This window comes from Mycobacteroides sp. PCS013 (genome assembly GCF_049532645.1).
Taxonomy (GTDB): domain Bacteria; phylum Actinomycetota; class Actinomycetes; order Mycobacteriales; family Mycobacteriaceae; genus Mycobacterium; species Mycobacterium gwanakae.
The window spans coordinates 3,929,709-3,952,176 of record NZ_CP150131.1 but is presented as its reverse complement, the minus strand read 5'-3'; the positions used below and the strand labels follow the sequence as shown (position 1 = coordinate 3,952,176).

21 protein-coding genes are annotated in these 22,468 nt (G+C 62.6%); 14 read left to right on the top strand and 7 right to left on the bottom strand.

Annotation, left to right across the window (positions count from 1 at the left end; genetic code table 11):
• Positions 1–11 precede the first annotated feature (11 nt).
• The 8 genes from fadD5 to RHO23_RS19625 all read left to right on the top strand — a co-directional run bounded on the left by fadD5 (position 12) and on the right by RHO23_RS19625 (position 9,001).
• Positions 12–1,601: a fatty-acid--CoA ligase FadD5 gene (fadD5, locus tag RHO23_RS19660; RefSeq protein ID WP_064409916.1), complete on the top strand. Its 1,590-nt coding sequence runs from the start codon at positions 12–14 to the stop codon at positions 1,599–1,601.
• Between the two features lie 103 nt (positions 1,602–1,704).
• Positions 1,705–1,833 carry a hypothetical protein gene (locus tag RHO23_RS19655; RefSeq protein ID WP_321179099.1) on the top strand — a complete coding sequence of 43 codons (129 nt, stop codon included), beginning with the start codon at positions 1,705–1,707 and terminating at the stop codon, positions 1,831–1,833.
• A complete protein-coding gene (locus tag RHO23_RS19650) occupies positions 1,817–3,334 on the top strand; it encodes an MlaD family protein (RefSeq protein ID WP_064410490.1) in 1,518 nt (505 codons plus the stop codon). The genes RHO23_RS19655 and RHO23_RS19650 overlap by 17 nt, the downstream gene beginning before the upstream one ends.
• Positions 3,331–4,386 (top strand): MCE family protein, encoded by a 1,056-nt coding sequence (locus RHO23_RS19645; protein WP_064409915.1) that lies wholly within the window; start codon positions 3,331–3,333, stop codon positions 4,384–4,386. Before RHO23_RS19650 ends, RHO23_RS19645 begins: the two co-directional genes overlap by 4 nt.
• Positions 4,379–5,425 carry an MlaD family protein gene (locus RHO23_RS19640; protein ID WP_064409914.1) on the top strand — a complete coding sequence of 349 codons (1,047 nt, stop codon included), beginning with the start codon at positions 4,379–4,381 and terminating at the stop codon, positions 5,423–5,425. Before RHO23_RS19645 ends, RHO23_RS19640 begins: the two co-directional genes overlap by 8 nt.
• Positions 5,422–6,546, top strand: coding sequence for an MCE family protein (locus tag RHO23_RS19635; RefSeq protein WP_064409913.1), 1,125 nt, complete (start codon positions 5,422–5,424; stop codon positions 6,544–6,546). The genes RHO23_RS19640 and RHO23_RS19635 overlap by 4 nt, the downstream gene beginning before the upstream one ends.
• Positions 6,543–7,751 (top strand): MlaD family protein, encoded by a 1,209-nt coding sequence (locus RHO23_RS19630; RefSeq protein ID WP_064409912.1) that lies wholly within the window; start codon positions 6,543–6,545, stop codon positions 7,749–7,751. Before RHO23_RS19635 ends, RHO23_RS19630 begins: the two co-directional genes overlap by 4 nt.
• Positions 7,748–9,001, top strand: a complete 1,254-nt coding sequence (locus RHO23_RS19625; protein ID WP_064409911.1) for an MlaD family protein — start codon at positions 7,748–7,750, stop codon at positions 8,999–9,001. Before RHO23_RS19630 ends, RHO23_RS19625 begins: the two co-directional genes overlap by 4 nt.
• Positions 9,002–9,006: 5 nt before the next feature.
• Here RHO23_RS19625 and RHO23_RS19620 read toward each other — a convergent pair whose 3' ends face one another.
• The 5 genes from RHO23_RS19620 to RHO23_RS19600 all read right to left on the bottom strand — a co-directional run bounded on the left by RHO23_RS19620 (position 9,007) and on the right by RHO23_RS19600 (position 14,657).
• On the bottom strand, positions 9,007–10,119 hold the full coding sequence (locus tag RHO23_RS19620; protein WP_057965530.1) for a phosphodiester glycosidase family protein: 1,113 nt from the start codon (positions 10,117–10,119) through the stop codon (positions 9,007–9,009).
• Positions 10,120–10,233: 114 nt separating this feature from the next.
• Positions 10,234–10,980: a pirin family protein gene (locus RHO23_RS19615; RefSeq protein ID WP_046255175.1), complete on the bottom strand. Its 747-nt coding sequence runs from the start codon at positions 10,978–10,980 to the stop codon at positions 10,234–10,236.
• A 73-nt stretch (positions 10,981–11,053) separates the two neighbouring features.
• Entirely contained in the window at positions 11,054–12,178 is a 1,125-nt protein-coding gene (locus RHO23_RS19610) for an NDMA-dependent alcohol dehydrogenase (RefSeq protein WP_030097397.1), read from the bottom strand.
• Between the two features lie 141 nt (positions 12,179–12,319).
• Positions 12,320–13,060 carry a glucose 1-dehydrogenase gene (locus tag RHO23_RS19605; protein WP_423488230.1) on the bottom strand — a complete coding sequence of 247 codons (741 nt, stop codon included), beginning with the start codon at positions 13,058–13,060 and terminating at the stop codon, positions 12,320–12,322.
• 49 nt (positions 13,061–13,109) lie between these two features.
• Complete coding sequence (locus tag RHO23_RS19600) at positions 13,110–14,657, bottom strand: long-chain-fatty-acid--CoA ligase (protein WP_423488229.1); 1,548 nt, start codon at positions 14,655–14,657, stop codon at positions 13,110–13,112.
• A 113-nt stretch (positions 14,658–14,770) separates the two neighbouring features.
• On the opposite strand from RHO23_RS19600, the gene RHO23_RS19595 reads away from it, so the two are divergent.
• The 5 genes from RHO23_RS19595 to RHO23_RS19575 all read left to right on the top strand — a co-directional run bounded on the left by RHO23_RS19595 (position 14,771) and on the right by RHO23_RS19575 (position 18,797).
• The gene (locus tag RHO23_RS19595) at positions 14,771–15,454 is read left to right on the top strand and encodes a DUF3137 domain-containing protein (protein ID WP_057965526.1); all 684 of its coding nucleotides are present in this window, start codon (positions 14,771–14,773) and stop codon (positions 15,452–15,454) included.
• Between the two features lie 9 nt (positions 15,455–15,463).
• Positions 15,464–16,075 (top strand): LemA family protein, encoded by a 612-nt coding sequence (locus tag RHO23_RS19590; protein ID WP_064409905.1) that lies wholly within the window; start codon positions 15,464–15,466, stop codon positions 16,073–16,075.
• Positions 16,076–16,771: a DUF3137 domain-containing protein gene (locus RHO23_RS19585; RefSeq protein WP_423488228.1), complete on the top strand. Its 696-nt coding sequence runs from the start codon at positions 16,076–16,078 to the stop codon at positions 16,769–16,771. It abuts the gene before it with no gap.
• Positions 16,772–16,842: 71 nt separating this feature from the next.
• Positions 16,843–17,244 (top strand): VOC family protein, encoded by a 402-nt coding sequence (locus tag RHO23_RS19580; RefSeq protein ID WP_030097391.1) that lies wholly within the window; start codon positions 16,843–16,845, stop codon positions 17,242–17,244.
• Positions 17,245–17,318: 74 nt separating this feature from the next.
• Complete coding sequence (locus tag RHO23_RS19575) at positions 17,319–18,797, top strand: M1 family metallopeptidase (RefSeq protein WP_423488227.1); 1,479 nt, start codon at positions 17,319–17,321, stop codon at positions 18,795–18,797.
• A 57-nt stretch (positions 18,798–18,854) separates the two neighbouring features.
• Here RHO23_RS19575 and RHO23_RS19570 read toward each other — a convergent pair whose 3' ends face one another.
• Positions 18,855–19,829: a sigma-70 family RNA polymerase sigma factor gene (locus RHO23_RS19570; RefSeq protein ID WP_030097389.1), complete on the bottom strand. Its 975-nt coding sequence runs from the start codon at positions 19,827–19,829 to the stop codon at positions 18,855–18,857.
• A 41-nt stretch (positions 19,830–19,870) separates the two neighbouring features.
• The gene (locus tag RHO23_RS19565; RefSeq protein ID WP_064409901.1) at positions 19,871–21,565 is read right to left on the bottom strand and encodes a DUF3556 domain-containing protein; all 1,695 of its coding nucleotides are present in this window, start codon (positions 21,563–21,565) and stop codon (positions 19,871–19,873) included.
• 80 nt (positions 21,566–21,645) lie between these two features.
• Here RHO23_RS19565 and RHO23_RS19560 point away from each other — a divergent pair, with 80 nt between their 5' ends.
• On the top strand, positions 21,646–22,464 hold the full coding sequence (locus tag RHO23_RS19560; protein WP_423489263.1) for a lysophospholipase: 819 nt from the start codon (positions 21,646–21,648) through the stop codon (positions 22,462–22,464).
• Positions 22,465–22,468 lie beyond the last annotated feature (4 nt).

Here is a 22,468-nt window from a genome sequence, read left to right as displayed (position 1 = left end):
GGAGAGAGTCTGTGACCGACACAATCGCTGCGACCGCGACGTCCGCGAGCCTTGACCAGCCTTACCGCGCGCGGCGGCAGAACTGGTGTAACCAGCTGGCCCGGCATGCGCTCATGCAACCCAATGCCACGGCGATCCGGTATCTCGGGCGCAGCATCTCCTGGGGAGAGCTGAACCAGCGTGTGCAATCCCTGGCCGATGCACTGTTCCGCCGGGGTGTCGGGTTTGGGGACCGTGTGCTCATCTTGATGCTCAACCGCCCCGAGTACGTCGAATCATGGCTCGCCATCAACGAACTCGGAGCCATCGCCATTCCGGTGAACTTCCGCATGACGCCACCGGAAGTGGCGTTCCTGGTTGAGAACAGCGGGGCCAAGGTAGCGATCACCGAGACGGTGCTGGCTCCGGTGGCGGCCGCGGTACGCCAGCAGGTGCCCGCGCTGGAGACGGTCATCATCGCGGGCTCGGAGTCCGAAGACGGCGCGCTCGGGTATGAAGAGGTCATCGCCGAAGTGGGTGACCCGCACCCAGAGGTGGATCTGCCCGGCGATACCCCCGCGCTCATCATGTACACCTCCGGGACGACGGGCCGGCCCAAGGGCGCGGTGCTGACGCACCTCAATCTGTCCGGGCAAGCCATGAGCTATCTGCTGAGCACCACCGTTGATCTGAACGCCGATGTGGGATTCATCGGCGTTCCCATGTTCCACATCGCCGGCGTGGGCAACATGATCACCGGCCTGCTGCTGGGCCTGCCCACGGTCATTCACCCGCTGGGCGCCTTCGATCCCGGTGCGCTGCTGGATGTTCTGGAGTCCGAGGGAGTCACCGGGATCTTTCTGGTCCCGGCCCAGTGGCAAGCCGTCTGCGCGGCCCAGCAAGCAAACCCGCGCAAGATCAAACTGAAGACACTCTCCTGGGGTGCTGCCCCCGCCAGCGACGTGCTGCTGCGGACGATGTCTGAGACGTTCCCCGACGCCAAGATCCTGGCCGCGTTCGGGCAGACCGAGATGTCTCCGGTCACCTGCATGCTGATGGGGGAGGACGCAATCCGGAAGATGGGGTCCGTCGGCCGGGTGATTCCGACGGTGTCCGCGCGGGTCGTCGACGACAACATGAACGATGTGCCGGCCGGTGAGGTCGGAGAGATTGTCTACCGGGCGCCGACGCTGATGCAGGGCTACTGGAACAACCCCCAGGCCACGGCCGAAGCGTTCACGGGTGGGTGGTTCCACTCCGGTGACCTGGTCCGTCAGGACGCCGACGGCTTCGTCTGGGTGGTGGACCGCAAGAAAGACATGATCATCTCCGGCGGAGAGAACATCTATTGCGCGGAGGTGGAGAACGCGCTCGCCGAGCACGAGCAGATCACCGAGGTCGCGGTGATCGGCAGGCCTCATGAAAAATGGGGCGAGGTGCCGGTGGCGGTGGCAGCCATCCATGGTGACGGACTGACGATCGGTGATCTCGATGGGTTTCTCACCGAGCGATTGGCCCGGTACAAGCACCCCAAGGATCTCGTGGTCGTGGAAGCGTTACCCCGTAATCCGTCGGGCAAGGTCCTCAAGAACGAACTGCGCAAACAGTTCGGCGGGGCCTGACAGCAAATATGAATCTGGATTCAGAAAAATTTGGTAAAGCGTAATACGTAGAACTGTACGTCATGTACATTCCTGTAATCGGCGTCACATCGGAGGGGTTGGCGTGACCGAACCTGTAGTTACTGCAGGCGCGTTGGCTGACGGAAAGGACGATGTGATGCTTCGGATCCTGTGGTGGCGCCATGCCGACGCGGGCGATGCGGGAGGGGGGCTGCGTGCCGAACTCCTTTGAAGCCGACGGGCGTGGTCCGTCAGACCGTCAGCTCCTCTTGTGTGGTGTGGCGATCGCCGTGGTTGCGGCCTTGGTGGGCGGGGTGCTGATCATCAAGTCCACCGGGCGACTCAACGACTACGTCCGGGTGGACGCTGAGCTGACCAACGTGGGTGATGGGCTGCCGGCCAAGTCGGATGTGAAATTCCAGGGCGTGCTGGTCGGTTCGGTGAGCGATCTGACTCCGTCGCAGCGGGGTAGGCCCAATGTGGTCCATATCAATCTGAAACCTAATCTGGCGCGCACGGTTCCAAATTCGGTGACGGCCCGTGTGGTTCCGAGCAATGTGTTCGCAGTCTCCTCGGTGGAGCTGGTCGATAACGGTCCCGGCCCGGCGATCACTAACGGGGCCGTCATCAAGGAAGAAACCGCGCTGCCGACAGTGCTGTTCCAAACGACCATCAGCAAGCTGCGCGACATCCTGCTGGCCAACGGCCGCGGCCGTGACGACGACTCCGTGGGTATTTTCGCCGTCATCGCCGCGGCAACGGAGGGCCGGCGCGCGACGCTGCTGAATGCGGCCGGCCAACTGACTCGGCTCATCGATCAGCTCAACGACATCGTGGCCACCGACACGGGTCCGTCCACTCTTTCCGCGCTTCTCGACGCGACCAAGGGCTTACAGACCACCGCTCCAGAGCTCGTCGATGCGTTGCATCAAGCGATCAAACCCATGCAGACGCTGGCCGAGAAACGGGAGCAATTGCAGAGTCTGCTCAATGCCGGGCTGCACACCACCGGTACGGTCAGGCAGTCGCTGGATAACCAGACCGATCGAATGATCGACATCACGACCAAGCTGACACCGGTCGTCGGCGTGCTTGCCCAGAACTCCGTGCAGTTTCTTCCGATTGCAACGCGGCTGAAGGTGTTCTCCGACAAGTTCTTTAGTGATGTCTGGGATCCAGAGCATGGTGTAGTCAATATCCGAGCCATTGCCTCGTTTACGCCGTCGACGATGTACACCCGCGCCGACTGTCCACAGTACGGGGAGCTGAAGGGGCCGAGTTGCTTCACCGCCCCCGAGCTCGTGGTTCGCCCCGACCTCCCGGAAACCCTGCTCCCGCAGAACTTCAAACCGCCGCCCGATCTTCTACCGCCGCCGGGAACGACAGTCGGCCCGGATGGCAACCTGATTGTCACGGGGCCGCCGCTGCACAATCCGAATCCCAGCCTGGCGGACCCCAACCCGCCGCTGCCCTGGTGGCAACCCAACCCAGTGCCGCGAGTACCTGGCACTGCTGACCCAGGAGACGCCGAACCCCCGCCACAGTCCGCGGGTACCGCCCCCGCTTCCTACGGTGGGGATGTTGGGCCTGTCGGTAGTAACAGTGAACGCGAACAACTGGGCATGATCACGGGCAGTACGGCAACCTCGGCTACCCAGTTGCTGCTTGGGCCGGTAGCGCGCGGTACCAAACCCGTTGTTGCCCAGCAGGTGCAGTCGGGAGGTCAGCGATGAGATTTCGTGGCCCGTTGATCGGGCTCTCGGTGTTCATGGTGATCGCGCTGGCGATGACATGGCTGGTGTACGCCACGCTGCGCCGCGAGGTCGCGGGATCGACCTACAACTACGCCGCTGTGTTCACCGATGTCACCGGGTTGCGTGACGGGGATGACGTGCGTATCGCTGGCGTACGGGTGGGCCGTGTGGAGTCGGTGGCCATTGACGGTGACTTCGCCAGGGTGGGCTTCCGGGTAGAGACCGATCAACCGTTGTACGGCAACACGATTGCGACGATCACGTACCAGAACATCGTCGGACAGCGTTATCTCGGCTTGTCCCTGGGTAAGACCGGCAGCACTGATCGGCTCAAGCCGGGGAGTGTGATTCCGTTGGAGCGGACAGAGCCTTCTTTCGATATCGGCATGCTGCTGCACGGTTTTGAGCCACTTTTCAGCGTTTTGGATCCTGCGCAGGTCGATAATCTTACCGACGGTGTCGTCAAATCCCTGCAGGGAGACACCGGTTCGATTGTCGGATTGATCAACCAAAGCTCACAGCTCGCCGAGACCTTCGCGGGCCGGGATCAGGTTCTCGATGACGTGATCACTAATCTCAATGGCTTGACCAAAACCCTTGCTAGCCAGAACAAAAACCTAGACAGCGTACTGACGCATACGCGTGAGATGGTGGCGATCCTGGACAACCGCCGGGCAGCTTTGGTCGATTCGGTCGGTTCGACGGCCTTCGCCGTACGTCGATTGTCGAATATCTCAGACACCGTGTACCCGCAGTTGAACGAGATCCTGCATCGGGAACCGGGATTCGTCAGTCACTTGAACAGTATCGAACCGCAGCTGGCCTTCACCGGGGCCAACCTTCCGCTGCTCCTCAAGGGAGTCGCGCGCACCACCCAAGAGGGTGCTTTCATCAACGGGTACGTCTGCGACCTGAATCTCACCGGATTCTTTCCCGGACTCAACGACGTGATTCCGATCATCGTGAATGCCGCTACCCCTGGAAACAAGGCCCAATACTCCCCGAAGTGCAGGAACTTGTCAGATGGCTAAATCTACAGTGTGGCAACGAATTTCACGCCGACCGGTCGAGACGTACAACAAGGTGTGGTTGGGCGCGATAGCGCTGGCAGTAATCGGCGCCCTGATCGGCGCCATGCTGTTGGTGAAGTTCGTCGGTGTGGGCTACCGCCACTACACCGCGGAGTTCCTGCAGGCGGCGTCGCTACAACCAGGCGCCAACGTGTCCTATGCCGGAGTGCCGGTGGGGAATGTCACCAGCGTGGAGCTAGCGGGCGACCATATCGAGGTCGGCATGCGGGTGCGTGATGACATCACGCTACGCAAGGAAGCCAAGGCCTCCATCAAGATCACTACGATACTCGGTAATCAGTACGTGGAATTGCGCAATGGTGGCGAAGGCACGCTGCCGGACCGCCGAATCGATCTCGCCCATACCGAGGTTCCCTACGATCTCCAGGCGACGCTCCAGGATGCGACCGCCACGTTCGAGCAGGTCGACGCGGATAAGATCGCCGAATCGACGGCGATACTGGGCAAGCAGCTCGAAGGCCTGCCTGCGGTGCTACCGCAGGCCATGCAGAACATTCAAACGCTGTCCTCGGTGATATCGCATCGGCGCGACCAGCTCGGGACACTGCTGGCAAGCACCGAGCTGGTGACCGGCACGCTGCGCCGACAGCAGGGCGATATCGGCAAGTTGATCATTCAGGGGCGCGATCTTTTGGGTGAGTTCGTCTCTCGCCAAGCGAGTTTCCACGCGATGATGCGGGCGGTGACTGAGCTTGTGAACGTCCTGAGCAAGATTGTGGTCAAGGACAGGCGGGCGGTCGACGCACTGATCGCCGATGTGAAGACATTCAGCACGTTGATCGGTGGTCATGAGGACTTGTTCCGGAGCCTCTTGCAGGTGACTGCGGTCGCCGCACGCAACGTCACCAACCTCACGGGCTACGGCAACGCGCTCGAGCTGAGCGCGCCCAGCGGCATCGCAGTGGATTCTTGGATGTGTGCGATCAGCGGAAGAGCCAAGCAGTTCAACATGATCCCGTATTTCAAGGACTGCCAATGAGCGCATTGACCAACAAACGGATGCTATGGATCGCGGGAGCACTCGCGGTGGTGGTCGCGGTGGTGGTGGGCGCCGTCGGATGGAGTTATCTGCGTGAGCGGAGCCACAGGCTCACCGTCACGGCACAGTTCGAATCCGTCTCCGGGTTGTACACCGATAACAAGGTGTCGGTATTGGGTATGCCGGTGGGCAAGGTCACCAAGATCACCTCGCGAGGAACGTATATGGAAGTGGAGTTCACGGTCGACTCCAAGGTCAAGGTTCCGGCAGACGCCAAGGCGGTCACGGTGTCTTCCTCGATTCTCACCGACCGCCACATCGAACTAACGCCGGTCTATCACGGTGGGCCGGTGCTCAAGAACGGTGACATCATCGGATTGGACCGCACGAAGACTCCGGTGGAGTTCGACAAGGTGTTGGCCATGCTCGACCGGCTCTCGAAGGCTATGAAGGGCGACGGTAAAGGCGGCGGTCCGTTGGCAGACGTCGTCAATGCCAGCGCGAGCTCGTTGTCTGGCAACGGTGAGTTGATGAGGACCTCTTTGGACGAGTTGGCCAAGGCACTCCGGTTGAGTGCTGATGGCGGTGCACTGACTCGCGATCAGCTGACCAAGATCGTTACCCGGCTTAGCTCGCTTTTCGAGGCTTCGGCGCGAAACGACAAGAACATCCGCGAGTTTTCCTCGACGGTACGGCAGTTGTCGCAGGTGCTCGACGAGGAGCAGCTGGGATCTGGGACGACCGGCAAACAGCTGAACAACATCCTGCTGCAAGCGGGTTCACTGCTCGAGCAGAATCGCGATGCCATCAAGCAATCGGTGGGTAACTCGAACCAAATCGCCCAGGCCGTCTACGACAACCGTCGCGAATTATCGGAGGGGTTCGACCTACTTCCGTTGTTGGCGGACAATGTCTACAACGTCGTCGATCCCGTCAATAACGTTGTCCGCGCCCATGTTCCCCTCGACAGGCTGCTGTTCGATACCCAGGGGGCCAAGGAGATCTGCAACCTTATGGGCCTGCGGCAATTGGGCTGCAGCACCGGAACACTGCAGGACTACGGACCAGACTTCGGATTGACGTACGTCCTCGATGGTCTCGCGGCAATGGGGCAGAAATGAACAGATTGAAAAAGTTCGCGGGGATTACGGCGGGCGCTGTCGTCCTGCTGACAAGCGGATGCAGCACCAACGGTCTTGCCAGCCTGCCGCTTCCGGCGCCGGGTATGAGCGGTGGTTCCTATGGCTTGACGGCGATATTCACCAATATCTTGAACCTGCCGTCGCGCGCCAAGGTGAAACTAGGTGGTGCCGACATCGGCGAAGTCGACTCCATGAGTACCCGCAACTACACCGCCGTGGTGACCATGCGGATCCGTACGGATGTGGAGATTCCGAAAGGAACAACCGTAGAACTGCGTACCGCGACGCCCTTGGGCGACGTCTTCGTGGCGCTGAAACCACCGAGACCGGCCGACCCCAACGCGCCTCTGCTGCGCGACGGTGACACCTTCGGTCTGGATTCCACCACGGCCGCAGCCACGGTGGAGGCGCTACTCAGCTCGGCGGCGATCATCGTCAACGGAGGCGCCGTGCGTAATCTCACCGGCACCATCAATGGACTCGGCCGGGCTACAGGGACCAATGGTCAGGCATTCGGAGATCTGATCGGTAAGTCGAACCGGCTGCTTGGGACGCTCAACGCCCGTTCCGGGCAGCTAGATGGTGCTTTGCGCGATACCGCACAGCTTGCCGCAGAGTTGAACACCCGGCATGAGACGGTCTCGGAGCTGTTGACTGCGGTCGCACCGGCCACAGATACTTTGTCTGCCAATGCAACCCATATCGCGGATCTGGCCGACCAGGTCGGCGCGGTGACCAAGCAACTCTCCAAGTTCCCGTCTATCGCGGGTACCGACACCAGCGGGCGAAGCGTCATCGCAGATTTCAATACCCTGTCGCGATCGTTCAATGACATTGCGGTCAGCCCCGATACGAGCATTGCGGCGCTCAATCGATTGATGCCTCCGATCGTCAAGATCATGGCGGGATCGGCCTTTGCGACGAAGGTGTCGATCGACAAGATTGCATTGGGATCGATCCCAGATATCGGATACCTGGGTGATCCGGGATTCCACGGGCCCAAGCGTTACGACTGGGCCAAACTCGTCGGCTCGTTCAAGTACACGCTATGGCGCCTGCAGGAGCGTGTGGTGGGTAAGGGGCCGGATGCTCCGACGGTTCCGATGCGTCCCAGCCCGACCGAACCCGGTGTGATCGAACCCGTGCCGGGTGCTGCTCCTGTGCCTCAGGGGCTTCCGCGATGATCAATGCAGTCGCGAACGCGGTTGTCGATGCCGTGAAAATGGGCCACCGCCAGCGTTTCTGGCTGTCGGGGCTCGCGCTTCTGGCCACCTTGTTGTTGGCTTGCACGTATCTGATGGTGGGTGCTTTGCGCGCCCGGGCGTTCTCGTCGTCGTACGAGGTGTCGATCGAGTTGCCCGAGTCGGGTGGCTTGATCCCAGACCAGGATGTGGCATTGCGTGGGATGCGGATCGGCCGCGTCGATTCGGTAACCCCGTCGCCTGCGGGGCCGGTTGCGCTGATTCATATCGACTCCGGGGTGAAGATCCCGGTGGGAAGCCCGGTGCGGGTGTCCGGGCTCTCGCCTGCCGGGGAACAGTACGTTGACTTTGCGCCCGTGACCACGGCCGGCCCATACCTGAGTAATGGCAGCGTGATCAGCCGTGGACAGGCGGCGGTTCCCGTATCGTTGTCGCGACTGCTCGCTGATGCCGATGGTGTGCTCGCTCAGGCGGATATGAAGAAACTTGAGATCATCAAGAAGGAACTTCATCTGTCGCGTGAGGCACCGCGCAAGATGACCGACATCATCGATGGCGGCGTATTCCTCTTATCCACACTGGATTCCGTACTGCCCGAGACCGTCAGTATGCTCAAGAACAGTCGTGTCACTCTGTCCTCGGCCGCCGAGATGAACAGAGGCCTTGCCACCACCACTCAGGGTTTGAACCGGTCTCTGAACGGTGTGGCACGAATGGACAACGGCTTCCGCACCTTGATCGACAGGGTCCCTGGGCCGCTGGCGACAACGGACGCGGTTTTTGCCGACAACTCGGACACCATGGCACAGCTGCTCGGGAACCTCACAACGGTGGCGCAGTTGTCCTATGTGCGGGTGCCGGCACTCAATGCGCTCTTCCCGTCCTACCGGGGATCGGTGATCGAGGCCGTCGGCAATACTTTCTACGATCATGGCGTTTGGGCCATCGGCGATCTTTATCCCCGCTATACCTGTGATTACGGCATGCCACGGACCGCCGCATCCGCCGCCGATTATCCGGAGCCGTATTTGTATGCCGGGTACTGCCGTGACGATGATCCGGCGGTGCTGGTACGCGGCGCCAAGAATGCACCCCGGCCTGCCGACGATGACACCGCCAGCCCGCCGATGGGTGCGGACCTGGGAAAGGTGGCCGATCCGACTCCCAAGGGCCGCTTCACTATTCCCACACCCTACGGTGGCCCGACGCTCCCCATCGAACCGCCGCATTAACCCGTCTAACTGAATCCCAGCCAGCTGGGCAGTGCCCGGCCGACACCTCCCGCGGCATCGCACAGGGTGTAGGTGGTATCGCAATTGCCTTTGGGTGAGCCATATCCGGCCCACATGCCACCGGCATCGCGGCGCAGCACGATGGCCGATGAGCCGCCACCGTCGAGCGCGATGGCTTTGTCGACACCTAGCCCGCGGTAGAGATCCTGGAGGTTGTCGGGGGTGTAACTACCGCCCTGGAAGACCATCAGCTCATCGGTCGCGGACTTGTAGCCGAGCGCGGTGCGTGCGGCCGCCGGGCCCGGGTCGTTCAGCTGCTCGGTGAATCCTGGAAGCAACAGCTTCAAGCCGCTTACCGCGACGAACTGAACTCCCTTGTCCATCAGGCCTTCTAGGGGTGCGGTGGCATACCCATAGTCCTTCGGTCCCGCGGAGGCGATGACCTCGGGCGCCGAACCCGGAGAAAAGACCATGGTGGCCAGCGCCGTCCAGATCTCGTCGCCGCCGGAGAGTGCCTGTTTCCCCGCGTACACGCGCGTTCCGGTGACCTGCTTGTTGTAGTTGGCGCTGCCGTTGGCGGTATCGACATAGGCGCCCAGGGGGGAGGTGCATCCGGTGCTCTTCCAGGTGCCGCCCTGTTGGCCGCGGACGTCAAAGAAGTTGGCGTTGATGATGAAGGTGGGCTTGCCCATGAGCGTCCAGGCGGCCATCGGCTTGTATGTCTCGGAGGCCTGCCACAGACCTTCGGAGGTACGCGCGCGTGCATCGCGTTCACATCGGGATTGGTACCCAGAATGGGTGTCCACCAACAGATTTGCGCGCAGCCGTGACGAGGCGCTCTTGATGACCATCAGATGGCCGCCGTTGTCCAGTGTGTACTCACTACCCGCGGCGTTGCGAAACGGCGCCGGGTTGCCGCCTCCGAAGTTATAGACCAGGAAGGTGCCCTTGGTGTTGGCGATGGCCGCGAGCACCGCATCGTGAGCCGCCTCGGCGCGGGCGGTGTTGTGGGTGGCCGGCACGGGCAGCGCGGCTATCAGCATCATGCCGACGGTTGCGGTCATCAGGCGACGTCCGGAAGTGGGCCGCCGAAGGCGAGAAAAGGGTGAAATGCCCACGGCCGCCCCTTCTGTGAAGTTCCTGAACAGTCAACGATAATCACAGCAGCAACACAGTCAACTTTGGTAACAAGTGGGGATCGATCCCACATCGGCAGCGTCGCGATTGGCGCGCTAGCCGCCCAGGCGGGTGTGCATCTCCCAGACGAGGATTTCCGCGTCGATGGTCGCGGTGACCCGGGCGGCCCCAGTGTCGGTCAGCCGCACGGCATCCCCCTCGGTCAGCTCACCTGCGCCCTCGAGGGCTACGGCACCGCGCGCGACGTAAAGATGCACGAAGGGTGCGGCGGGAAGCTCGACGCTGTTGCCGGCACGGATACGGGCCGCGTGCAGCGCCGCGTTCTTCTGGGCGATGGTGATCGCCGTCTGATCCCGGTGCCGCGGCATTCCGGAGGCCACGGTCACCAGCCCGCCGGCGAGCAGCTCTGCGTCGATCTCTCGTTGTTGGTAACCGGGATCAATCCCGGAGTCATCCGGGGTCACCCACATCTGGACGAATCGCACCGGATCGCTATGCCGCTCTCCGGACAACCGCCAGGAGTCGTTCTTCTCCGAATGCAGGATGCCGGTACCTGCCGACATCCGTTGTGCCAGACCGGGGTAGATCACCCCGGCGTTACCCTCAGAATCCTGGTGGACCAAGGATCCCTGGAGGACCCAGGTGACGATTTCCATGTCGCGATGGGGATGCGTCTCGAATCCGGCACCCGGCAGCACGATATCGTCGTTGTTGACCAGGAGCAGCCCGTGATGGGTGTTGTGCGGGTCGTAGTGCTCGCCGAAGGAAAACGAGTGCTTGGAATCCAGCCACGAGATTGTGGTCGCGAGCCGCTCACTCGCGCGCCTAATGTCGATGGCCATATACCGACAGTAACGCCACGCAGAGAATCCGGGGAATCGTCTGCGTGGCGTTACTGCCGGTGAAAGATTCGGCTTACCAGTCGGCTTCGGTGTACTTGATGACGCCGCGGATATTCTTGCCGTCGAGCATGTCCTGGTAGCCCTCGTTGATCTGCTCCAGGCTGTAGGTGGTGGTGACCATCTCGTCGATCTTCAATAGGCCCTGCTTGTACAGGCCGACCAGGCGCGGGGTCTCGGTGTGTGTGGTTCCGCCACCAAAGATGTTGCCCTTCAGCGTCTTCTGCAACATGGTGAACAGGAACAGGTTGAACTTGACGTCCACGTCGACCATGGCGCCCATGCCGGTAACCACACAGGTGCCGGTCTTGGCGGTGAGGATCATGGCCTCTTCGATGTATTCGCCCTTCATCTCGCCGACCGTGATGATGGTCTTCTGCGCCATGATGCCCCAGGTCAGGTCCATAACGGGCATGATGGCCTCGGCCATCGAGGCGTAGACATGGGTGGCACCGAACTTGAGGGCCTGCTCACGCTTCCACGGCACCGGGTCGATCGCGATGACGTACCGGGCTCCGGAGACGACGGCGCCCTGCAAGGCACTCATGCCGATTCCGCCGACGCCGACGATGATGACGTCTTCGCCGGCCTTGACTTCGGCGATGTTGGTGGCGGAGCCGAAGCCGGTGGGCACGGCGCAGCCGAGCAGAGCGGCCGACTCGAAGGGCACGCTGTCGTCGATCTTGACGACGGAGTCCTCGTGGACCACGGCGTACGGCGAGAAGGTGCCCAGCAGGTTCATTGCGGAGACGGGGGTGTCGCCGGCGTGGATGCGATTGGTGCCGTCGGAAATAGCCTTGCCGCCCAGCAGGATTGCGCCCCGGTCGCACAGCGATCGATAGCCGCGCATACATGGCGGACATTTACCGCAGGCCGGGATGAAGGCGAAGATGACGTGGTCGCCCTCCTGGACGGAGGTGACGCCCTTGCCCACCTTGGTGACGACGCCCGCGCCCTCATGTCCGGGCAGTACCGGCAGTTCCATCGGGGTGGCGCCGGTCAGCACGTGGTAATCGGAGTGGCACATGCCGGCGGCGTGCAACTGGACCTGAACTTCGCCTTCAGCGGGATCGCCGAGCGTGATGTCGTCGACGACGATCGGCTTGTTGAGCTCGCGAATCAGCGCGCCTTTTGTCTTCATTGACTGGCTAGTCCTTCCAGATACACGTGAACCAGATCACTCTCGTGGACGAGGATAGCGGCTTTGGGCGAAAAGTGAAACGCGTTCTAAAAGCGCGTGGTCAGCGAGCCAAGAGGGGCTCTGACGACTATCTATGCATGATTATGAGGTCTTGTGCGGAACGCCTGCGATGAGGCCGCCGTCAATGAGGAACTCCGCTGCCGTCGAGTAGGAGGACTCGTCGCTGGCCAGGTAAAGAACCAGAGCCGAGACCTCGGCGGGGTCCGCCGCCCGGCCCAGCGGGATCTGTAGAAAGTCTTCCGGGATACCCGCCGTCATATCGGTCCGGATGAGTCCGGGATGGACGGAGTTCACCCGGACGCCGTGCGGTGCCAGCTCGAGTGCGACCGACTTGGTCAGCCCGCGCACCGCGAATTTCGTCGCCGTGTAGCCGTGCAGGCCTGGGCTGCCGCGGTAGCCCTCAACCGACGAGATGTTGATGATCGACCCGGCCTTGTTGTCGATCATCGTCTGCGCCACCGCCTGACAACCCAGGAATGTGCCCGTCAGGTTGATATCGAGGATGCGTTGCCACTCGGAGAACTCGAAGTCCGTGAGCAGGTTGCCGTTGGCGATACCCGCGTTGTTGATGAGCACATTCACCGGTCCGAACGTCGTATTAGTGGCTGCGACGGCATCGATCCATTGCTGCTTGTCAGTGACGTCCAGGTGCACGTAGTGAGCACTCGGGCCCAGGTCGGCGGCTAGGGCTTGACCGGCCTCGTCGAGAAGGTCGCCGATCACCACGTGGGCGCCCTCGTCGACCAGGGCGCGCGCATGGGCGGCGCCCATCCCACGTGCTCCTCCACTGATCAGAGCAATTTTCCCGGTGACGCGTCCCATGCGATTTCTCCTTGTCGGTCGACGTGGGCGCCACCGTACACCAGGTATCTCAGGAGACGCCGGCGTCTCGTTTCTCCCAATATTTCTGGCGGAGAACTCGTTTGAGAATCTTTCCGGCTCCCGACAGGGGAAGCTCGTCGACGAACTCGAAGCTGCGGGGAACCTTGTAGTTGGCGATGTGCGCGCGGCAATGCTCTTGCAAGTCGCTGTCGCAACACACGGCTTCCGTCTGTTTGACGATTACGGCGTGCACGCGTTCACCCCACTGCTCGTCGGGGATGCCGATCACCGCGCATGCCGCCACCGCCGGATGCTTGGCCAGCGCGTTCTCCACCTCGGCCGAGTAGACGTTCTCGCCGCCGGTCACCACCATGTCCTTGATGCGGTCGACGATGTACACGTAGCCCCGGTCGTCCATCCGGCCGGCATCGCCGGTGTGCATCCACCCGCCGCGGATGGCCTTTGCCGACTCATCGGGCAGTTCCCAGTAACCCAGCATGACGTTGTCGCCCTTGACGATTACCTCACCTATCTCGCCGCGCGGCACCTCGTTGTCGTCCGGGCCGACGATCTTGACCTCGCAGTGCGGTGCCGCGCGTCCCGCCGAGCGCAGCAGCGCGGGGTCGTCATGATCATCGGGTAGCAGCAGTGTCGCCACCGGAGAGACCTCGGTCATCCCGTAGGCCTGGGTGAATCGCGCGTTGGGGAACACCTGCTTGGCGCGCTGCAACACCGCCTCGGAGATGACCGAGGCGCCGTACGTGATTCCGCGGATGCCGCTGAGGTCGAGCTCGGCGGCTGCCGGATGGTCCACCAGCATCTGAATCATGGTGGGTACCAAGAGCATGTCCTGAACGTCATGTTCGACGATGGCATCCAGCACGCCCTGCGGCGTGAACGACGGGATGATCACGTGCGTAGAACCGGACAGGTTCCCCGCCATCACGGCGCTGAAGTCGGCCATGTGGAACATCGGCGCCGAATGCAGCAGGCGGCCGCCCCGGGTGAGGAAGTTGCCGGTGGACAGCGACCCCATCGCCGACGTCAACACATTGTCGTGAGACAGCATGACGCCCTTGGGGTTTCCGGTGGTCCCGCCGGTATAGAAGACGCCCAGCAGGCTAGCGCCCCCGGTGCGGGTGTCGCCGATGGGTTCGTGTGCGGTCAGGAGGTCCTCATACCTGATCATGTCCTCGGGTGTCGGACCGTCACCGCAGTAGATGACGGTGTCCAGGCATGCACACGCGGTGCGCAAGGGCGCGGCAGCAGCCTTGAACACGTCGTCGACCAGCAGCACACGGGTGCCGGACTCGCGCAGGGAATATCCGATCTCGGCAAGGCTCCAGCGGATGTTGACGGCGTTCAGCGCGGCACCCAACCACGGCACCGCGGTGAGGTATTCGACGTAACGGTCGGAGTTCAGCGACAGCATGCCCACGCGGTCGCCCGGTTGGACGCCGAGTGATGCAAGCCCCGCGGCCAGCCGGGCGACACGGTCGGCGAACTGCTCCACGGTGCGTTCCCGACCCCGATCGATCGTGATGGGGCGGTTCGGGTCCTGCTGTAGGGCACGGTGCAGCCACTGGGTGAATTGCATACCCCGATCTTGCCGTCCTGGGCTGTCTCGAGTGTGGAATTCGTCGAGCTAACAGGCAATGCTCGGTGTCCCGGTACGATGTGTGCAGGGGCAACGGTTAGCGAGGGGGGATCGTGTCTGAGGGGCTGCTGATCGCGACGGGTGTCGCTCTCTTCGTGCTGGTCTTTGCGGGGGTGTGGTTTCTTTCGTCCCGGATGCGGCAGAAGAGAATCGCCGCCCTGAGCGCCTGGGCCCAGGCGCACGGTTGGACGTACACCGCCGAGGACCAGAGTCTGCTGGGGCTGTCCCATGATGAGCCCTTCGGGCAGGGGCATAGCCGCAGGTTCCAAGACGTCTTCAACGGCAGCATTGGCCGTCACGAATTCGTGTCATTCCAGTACACATACAAGGTGACCACCGGCAGTGGTGACCAGCGGAGCACCGAGACCTACTACTTCATGGTGACCTGCCTCGTCACGCCACCGTCGCCGTATCGGCTCGAGATCAAGCCCGAGGGCCTACTTGCGGGACTCGCTCGTGCGGTGGGGTTTACGGATCTGGAGTTCGAATCGGACGAGTTCAACAAGCGGTTCAACGTCAAGGCCAATCCGGAGCGGTTTGCGTATGACGTGCTCAATCCGCGGGCCATGGAGCGGATGCTGGCCGACCAAAGATATTCGCAGCCCTTGCGATTCGAGAACGGGAGACTGCTGACCTGGCGCCGCGGCAAGCTCGATGAGCAGAGAATCGCCAGCGAGGTGCAGTACCTGATAGATACCGTTGAACCAATCCCGGCGTATGCGTGGGAACAACACTAGGAGAAGGAAATGACTCCACTTCTGATTGTCATCGTCGTGGCGGTGTTTTTCGCGCTGGCGATTGGACTTTGGCTCCTGACCACATACAACGGGTTCGTCAGGATCCGCAATCTGGTTCAGGAAGCGTGGAAGCAGATCGATGTCGAACTCCAGCGACGTCATGACCTCATTCCCAACCTCGTTGAAGTAGCCAGCACGGCAGCGCAATTCGAGCGAGACACCTTGCAGCAGGTGACCGCTGCGCGCAACCTTGCCCGCGACGCGGCCGCCACACATCAGGGCGTGACGGCCCAGGCTCAGGCCGAGCAGCAGCTCTCTGGAGCCTTGGGTCGCTTCTTCGCCATCGCCGAGAGTTACCCACAGCTGCAGTCGATTCAGAACTTCGTCGCACTTCAGAGCGAGCTCGCCAACACCGAAGATCGCATCGCGGCAGGCCGGCGCTTCTACAACGGCAATGTGCGTGCGCTCAATACGAAGGTCCAGACGGTCCCCTCCAACATTGTGGCGAAATGGTTCGGGTTCACCGCAGCCGACTACTTCGAGCTTGACGATCCAGCGGCGCGAAAGGTGCCCAACATTCGCGGAGCCTTCGACCGACTGAATCCACCTCCGCAGCAGTAGGTGAGTGCGCTGCTCAGCGTCCTGATCTTCGGTGCGCTCGCCGTGGGTTTCGGTGGACTTGTGCTGCTGGGCGTGTGGTTGTTCAAGGCAGTTCAGCGGAACCGTCAGCGGCGCTCGGCGTGGTTGTGGTCCTTCGCGTCCGGGCGGGGATGGAGTTTCGCCGAGAGTGAACCCGGTCTCGTCAGGCTTTCGGCCTATGCGCCATTTGGTCTGGGACACAGTAGATCCGCGACGGACGTGATTCGCGGCGTCATTGATGGGGCGCCCTTCGTGTCGTTCACCTACACGTATCGAACGGGTGACTCATCGGAGAACTCCGAGGTCACCTACACCGCCATGGTGACGTGTGTGCGGACTCCGCCGTCGCCGAACATGCTGGTGGTGACTCCCGAAGGGGCGCTGTCCGGACTGAAGGAGGCGATGGGGCTCGGGGATCTCAAGTTGGAGTCGGAGGATTTCAATCGGCGCTTTCACATCCGCACCAACAACAACCGATTCGCCTACGACGTACTGAATCCCAGCACCATGCACCGCATGCTGACCGACCGGCGGTTTCAACTGCCGATGAGGTTCGATAACTCCAACCTGTTTACCTGGAGGTGGGAGGCGCTCAGGCCAGAGTGGGTTGAGCCGCACGTGCGGTACCTGAGCGATATTCTGCGCGCCGTTCCCGAGTACGCATGGGAACGGCGATGAGTTTCCGGACTCCGAGTAGTCGGTACTGATGAACGGTGGAAACGCCGCCGTCTACGCACTGAGGAGACCCGATGTCCCGCATGCTGTTCGTCAACCTTCCCATCGCCAATGCCGCGGCCAGCCGCAAGTTCTTCGATCACCTCGGCTTCTCTTTCAACGACCAGTTCTGCGACGAGAACACCCTCTGCATGGTCATCAACGAACAGAGCTGGGTGATGATGCTGGAGGAAGAACGATTCCGCGGTTTCATCGCCGACGACATCACCGACACGTCCAAGAATCGCGAAGTGCTGCTCTGTGTTTCGGCCGACAGCCGCGAGGGTGTCGACGAACTGACGGATGCGGCGCTTGCTGCCGGTGGGGTGGATTGGATGCCGGCGCAGGAACTTGGCTTCATGTACGGACGGTCGTTCCGCGACCTGGACGGACATGTGTGGGAGGTCAGCTGGATGGATCCGGCACACCTGCAGTAGCTACCCGCGATCGGTGCTGCCTTACGTAGAGTCGTTCATCAGGGTCACAGGGGCCCGCTCTACGTAAGGCTCACATGATTTTCAAGACTCTCGGGATCCCGGCCGCTCTGGCGGCGCTCGTGATCGGTGGTGGCGTGGCCCCCGCGCAGGCGACCGACGTCTTCACCCCGGGATCACCCAACGGGATCGACAGCTACTTCCCGCAGGATGGCAACGGCGGATACCGGGTCACCCAGTACGACCTGACGCTGCGCTTCGATCCGGAGACCACCGACGTGAACGGCACGATGGTGATCCACGCAGCCGCCACCCAGAACTTGTCGAGCTTCAACCTGGACTTCTCGGATCTGGGAACGGTGACGGCCTCCGTGGACGGCCGGCCGGCCGCCACCGAATTCAGCGGCGAGCACGAGATGACTGTTACTCCGGACAAGGGCATCCGCACCGGAAGTTCCTTCACGACCACGGTCACGTACGCGTTCAACGAGCAACAGGAGGCCGAGGAACGTGGTCTTGGCGCGCTGTCGGGTTGGGTACGCAGCACCAGCGGTGGCTATGCCAAGGGCGGTGAACCCGACGGTGCCGAGAACTGGTACCCGTCAAACAACACCCCGGTGAACAAGGCGCCGTTCAAACTCGCCGCGACGGTGCCGTCCTCGTGGGTGGCCGTGGGCGGTGGCCGGGAAGGGAAGGCCACCGAGTCCGGCGGCTGGACCACCACCACCTGGAACGAGCCGAATCCCGTTGCCATGTACCTGGTTCCGTTCGCGGTGGATCATTTCTCGGTGTTCCGGTCCGCCTTGCCCAGTGGTACTCCGGTGGTGAGCGCGTTTGCGCCCGACGCCGGCTCCGGTAACGCCGAGGCACGATTGCCCGAGGTGCTCAGTTTCCTGGAATCCAAGCTGGGCAAGTACCCGCATGTCGCGGCGGGCGGCATCTTCGCCGACCCGATTCGCGAGGACATTTCATTCAGCGCCCTGGAAACGCAGACCCGCCCGTATTACACGTTCAGCCGCGATACCGAGGAGGAAAAGCGACTGTCGGTGGTGGTGCACGAGAACACCCACGAGTGGTACGGCGACGTGGTGTCGGTCGAGCAGTGGCGCGATATCTGCCTCAACGAGTGCTTCGCCTCTTACCTGCCGTGGATGTGGTCGGAGGAGAAGGAAGGTAAGTCCATCGACAAGCACTACCGCGAGACCGTCGAGAAGATCTGGGATGAGGACAAGGTGTGGGGGAACCTGCTCTACGACATGTGCCCGGACGCTGCCGAATGCAGTGCGGACGAGGTCTTCAACCCGCTCGGTGTGTACGGCAAGGGCCCGCTGGCACTTCATGCGCTGCGCCGCACCATCGGGGACGGGCCGTTCCTGCAGATTCTGCGGTCATGGCCGTCGGTGCACAAATGGGGCAATGCGACCTGGCCGCAGTTCGAGGCGTACGTGCAGAAGGTCACCGGTAAGGACCTCTCCGGATTCTTCACCGCGTGGTTCCACAGCACGACCCGCCCCGCGGACCAGTACCTATTCCCGGGGAGCCTCGCTCAGCGGTAAGCGGCTACGCCGAGACCGAGGTTGTGGCGCGAAAAGGCGAGACGAACCCGCCACAACCTAGGTTTCGAGTTCGGTGAGTTCGGTTGGGAGACCGAACTTCTCGAACAGTGAGATGTCGAAGAAGCACACCACATGGGCTACACCGTCGGGGGTGACGTCCAGCACGTGCATCTGGAACGGGCGGTGCACCCCGTCGCCCTCGCGCATGTAGAGGCCGATGGCGGGCTGCCCGTTGGCTGACGTCTCGAGCAGGCGCATATCGCCGGCGTGCTCGGCGGGGCACTGTTCCTTGATGAGCGTGGCGATGCTCTGCCCGCCCTGATACCAACCGGTGAACGGCGGCATCTCCCAAATCGCTTCGGTGGTGAACATTTTCGCGATCGCATCGACGTCATAGCGCTCAAATGCGTTGATGTACTGGCGGAGCTGCTCGCGCAGCATCGGGTCCTCGGGTTCCAGCAGGGTCTCTTCCCGTGGCGATACTTCTTGCAGCTGTGCACGGGCGCGTTGCAGCAGGCTGTTCACCGCGGCGGTGGTGGAACCGATCGCCTCGGCGACCTCCTGGGCTTTCCATTGCAGCACCTCGCGCAGCACCAGCACCGCGCGCTGTTTGGCGGGCAGATGCTGCAGTGCGGCGACAAACGCCAGGCGTACCGACTCCCGTGAACCCACGATGCTGGCCGGATCGGTCGCGTCGTCGGGCAGTGGCTCGAGCCACGGGATCTCGGTGCGCTCATCCAACTCGGCGAGCGGGTCGGCGCTGGGGGCTCCCAGTCCGGTGGGCAACGGGCGGCGCTGCTTGCCTTCCAGCGCCGTCAGACAGGTATTGGTGGCGATCCGATACAGCCAGGTGCGCACCGACGACTTGCCCTCGAACCGTTCGTAGGCCTTCCAGCCGCGCAGGTAGGTCTCCTGCACCAGGTCCTCGGCATCGTGGATGGAGCCCGTCATCCGGTAGCAGTGGGCCAGAATCTCGCGCCGATATTGTTCGGTGTGCGAAAGAAATTCATCCTCGATGGCTTGTGCCGTCACGGGGGCGACAATAGTCGCGTCCACCGACACGTGTCAGCCGGTTACCGGGTGTTGACGTGCACGGGCAGCTCGTCATCCCAGGGCTGACGGTTGACCATGTCGGCCACCCGAACGTAGCCGCTCTCGAACTCGCCGGTGGCCGCGTCCACGAGTCGATATTGCTGGGTTTGACGATGGATGGGCTGGGCATCGAGTAAGACGATGCGCACCTCACCCGGCTCGAACTGGCACCGCTCCTGCATCGCGGCGATCAGCTGCTCGTTGTGCATGTGCCCGTCGCCGAAGTTCCAGCCGATCGCCGTGCTGCAGATCCGTTCGCCGTCGGTGATGACGTAGTCATCTTCGCGGTCGCGACCGCTCGGGCCCGCCATGGCCCGGTGCGCGAGCGTGAACATGGCCCGGCCGTGCGTGTTCATGGCGCGGAACGCATAGCCGATGTACATGAGCAGCGGTGCCTGGTCGGTGCCGTAGTAGCGCTCCATCTGGGCCTGCGGCATGCTCGCGATCGCCACGATGCCCTTGTCGATTTTCGCGCTGGCGGACGGTTTGATGCACCACAGTGTGGTATCCCAGTTGCCGGCGTAGTAGCGCATGCCGGGCAGGAAGGAAATCTTGCGGGGCAACAGGTTTCCCGCGACAACCACCCCGGCGCTCAGGGCGAATAGGGCAAGCACGGGCACGGGATGTTCCATATCGCGCAGACCGATGTTCGCGTGCGCGAAGAACAGCGACAGCACGCCGAAGATCATGAACACATTCCACTCCAGCGGCACACCCATCGGGATGGCGGTGAGGATGCCCAAGTGGAAGCACACCATCACGATGGCGGCGACCATGGTGACCCAGCCGCCGTGACTGAAGAACAGTGCGATGGGTACCAGCATCTCGATTGCGGTGCTCAGATGTGCGACGACGCGGGAGAGCCGTCCGGGGCGCAGGTCGTCGGGGAACTTCTCGAAGAACGCCCGCTTGAGACGTTTGGCGCGGATGAGCGGGTTGTTGGACATCATCGTCGAGATGACAAAAGGGAAGTGGTGGTTGAGTTTTGACGTTGCCGCACCCATCCAGATGACGACGAAGATCAGTTTGGCGGCGACGATCATGTCGGCCCCGGTGAAGAGGAACGTCACGGTGAGAGCGCCGTACACCTCGCCGCGGGCCGCCAGGAAGATCACCTTGTCGCGCAGGCCGGCGATGGCCAGCAATCCGAGGATGGCGACGACCGGCCAGAGGGGCAGCAGCCCCGTCGGTGCGGGCTGGGAGAACAACGCGACCAGGAGCATTGCCAGCAAGGCGGCGTACAGCACCACGTCCACGGGGGTTCGCGCGCTGCCTCGGGTGAGGGGGATGCGTGGCCAGGGCGGCAGGCGAATGGTGCTGGGACGCAACCAGTACAGGATTGAACCCAGGGGAGGGAAGAACCTGTTGTTGAGTGGGCCGAAGCCGCAGCCGAGGCCGATGACCTCGAACAGCATGGTGTAGAGCACCACCTTCTGGAAGACGATGGGTGCGGACCAGTCGGCGGGCCCGACTCCGTCGGTCGAGACCATGGCGAACAGCCAGCCGCCAAGGATGTACAGGCCGATCTTCAGGACGTAGAAGAGATGCAAGGCCACCGGTGTCCCGAAGCCCACCTCGGCCCAGTGCCGGGCCATCGGACGTATCTTCTCGGCGCGGGTGCCCTTGCTCCATTCGGCGATATCGACGACGGGCAGTGTGGGCTTGAGGAATCCCATGGCCCCACACTAGAACGTGTTCTAGTTGAGGATGGCAGGTTCGGCGGTTCCGTAGAGTTTTCGGGGTGAGTGGATCTCGGGTGCAGCGCGCCTTCGACGGCGCCGACAACGTGCGGATTGTTTATGACACCTGGACGCCGGAGAGACCGCCGCGTGCCGTGGTCGTGCTCTCGCACGGTTTCGGCGAGCATGCGCGGCGGTACGACCACGTCGCGCAGCGGTTCAATGATGCCGGGTACCTGGTGTACGCCCTGGATCACCGTGGTCATGGTCGTTCCGGGGGGAAGCGCGTGTATCTGCGGGACATCTCCGAGTACACCGACGACTTCGGCACCCTGGTGGACATCGCGGCACGCGAGTACCCCGACCTCAAGCGAATTGTGCTCGGGCACAGCATGGGCGGTGGCATCGTCTTCGCCTACGGTGTGGACCACCAGGACCGTTACGACCTGATGGTGCTCTCGGGGCCTGCGATTGCCGCGCAGGTCGGATTGCCGTACGTGCTGACGCTGGTGGCTCCGGTGGTGGGGCGTCTGGCGCCCGGGCTGCCGGTGCAGAAGCTCGATGTCAACGCGATCTCCCATGACCCGGCGATCATTGCCGCATACAACGCCGATCCGCTGGTGCATCACGGTCGGGTGCCCGCGGGCATCGGCCGGGCCTTGCTGGGGGTGGGGAAGACGATGCGGCAGCGCGCTGCCGGTCTGCGGCGCCCGGTGCTGACGATGCACGGAGGAGACGACCGGCTGACCGCGCCCGAAGGCAGCGTGTGGCTGTCCGAGTCCGCGCCCGATGCGACGCCGAAGATCTGGAAGGGCCTATACCACGAGATCTTCAACGAGTTCGAGAAGGAACTCGTGCTCGATGAGGTGCTGTCCTGGATCGACGCCCGGCTCTGACGCG

Bases quoted from the DNA above. Each gene is read 5' to 3' on its own strand.
- RHO23_RS19645 (WP_064409915.1), top strand. From the start codon at position 3,331: ATGAGATTTCGTGGCCCGTTGATCGGGCTCTCGGTGTTCATGGTGATC.
- RHO23_RS19640 (WP_064409914.1), top strand. From the start codon at position 4,379: ATGGCTAAATCTACAGTGTGGCAACGAATTTCACGCCGACCGGTCGAG.
- RHO23_RS19635 (WP_064409913.1), top strand. From the start codon at position 5,422: ATGAGCGCATTGACCAACAAACGGATGCTATGGATCGCGGGAGCACTC.
- RHO23_RS19630 (WP_064409912.1), top strand. From the start codon at position 6,543: ATGAACAGATTGAAAAAGTTCGCGGGGATTACGGCGGGCGCTGTCGTC.
- RHO23_RS19625 (WP_064409911.1), top strand. From the start codon at position 7,748: ATGATCAATGCAGTCGCGAACGCGGTTGTCGATGCCGTGAAAATGGGC.
- RHO23_RS19615 (WP_046255175.1), bottom strand. From the start codon at position 10,980: ATGGCCATCGACATTAGGCGCGCGAGTGAGCGGCTCGCGACCACAATC.
- RHO23_RS19610 (WP_030097397.1), bottom strand. From the start codon at position 12,178: ATGAAGACAAAAGGCGCGCTGATTCGCGAGCTCAACAAGCCGATCGTC.
- RHO23_RS19605 (WP_423488230.1), bottom strand. From the start codon at position 13,060: ATGGGACGCGTCACCGGGAAAATTGCTCTGATCAGTGGAGGAGCACGT.
- RHO23_RS19600 (WP_423488229.1), bottom strand. From the start codon at position 14,657: ATGCAATTCACCCAGTGGCTGCACCGTGCCCTACAGCAGGACCCGAAC.
- RHO23_RS19590 (WP_064409905.1), top strand. From the start codon at position 15,464: ATGACTCCACTTCTGATTGTCATCGTCGTGGCGGTGTTTTTCGCGCTG.
- RHO23_RS19580 (WP_030097391.1), top strand. From the start codon at position 16,843: ATGTCCCGCATGCTGTTCGTCAACCTTCCCATCGCCAATGCCGCGGCC.
- RHO23_RS19575 (WP_423488227.1), top strand. From the start codon at position 17,319: ATGATTTTCAAGACTCTCGGGATCCCGGCCGCTCTGGCGGCGCTCGTG.
- RHO23_RS19565 (WP_064409901.1), bottom strand. From the start codon at position 21,565: ATGGGATTCCTCAAGCCCACACTGCCCGTCGTCGATATCGCCGAATGG.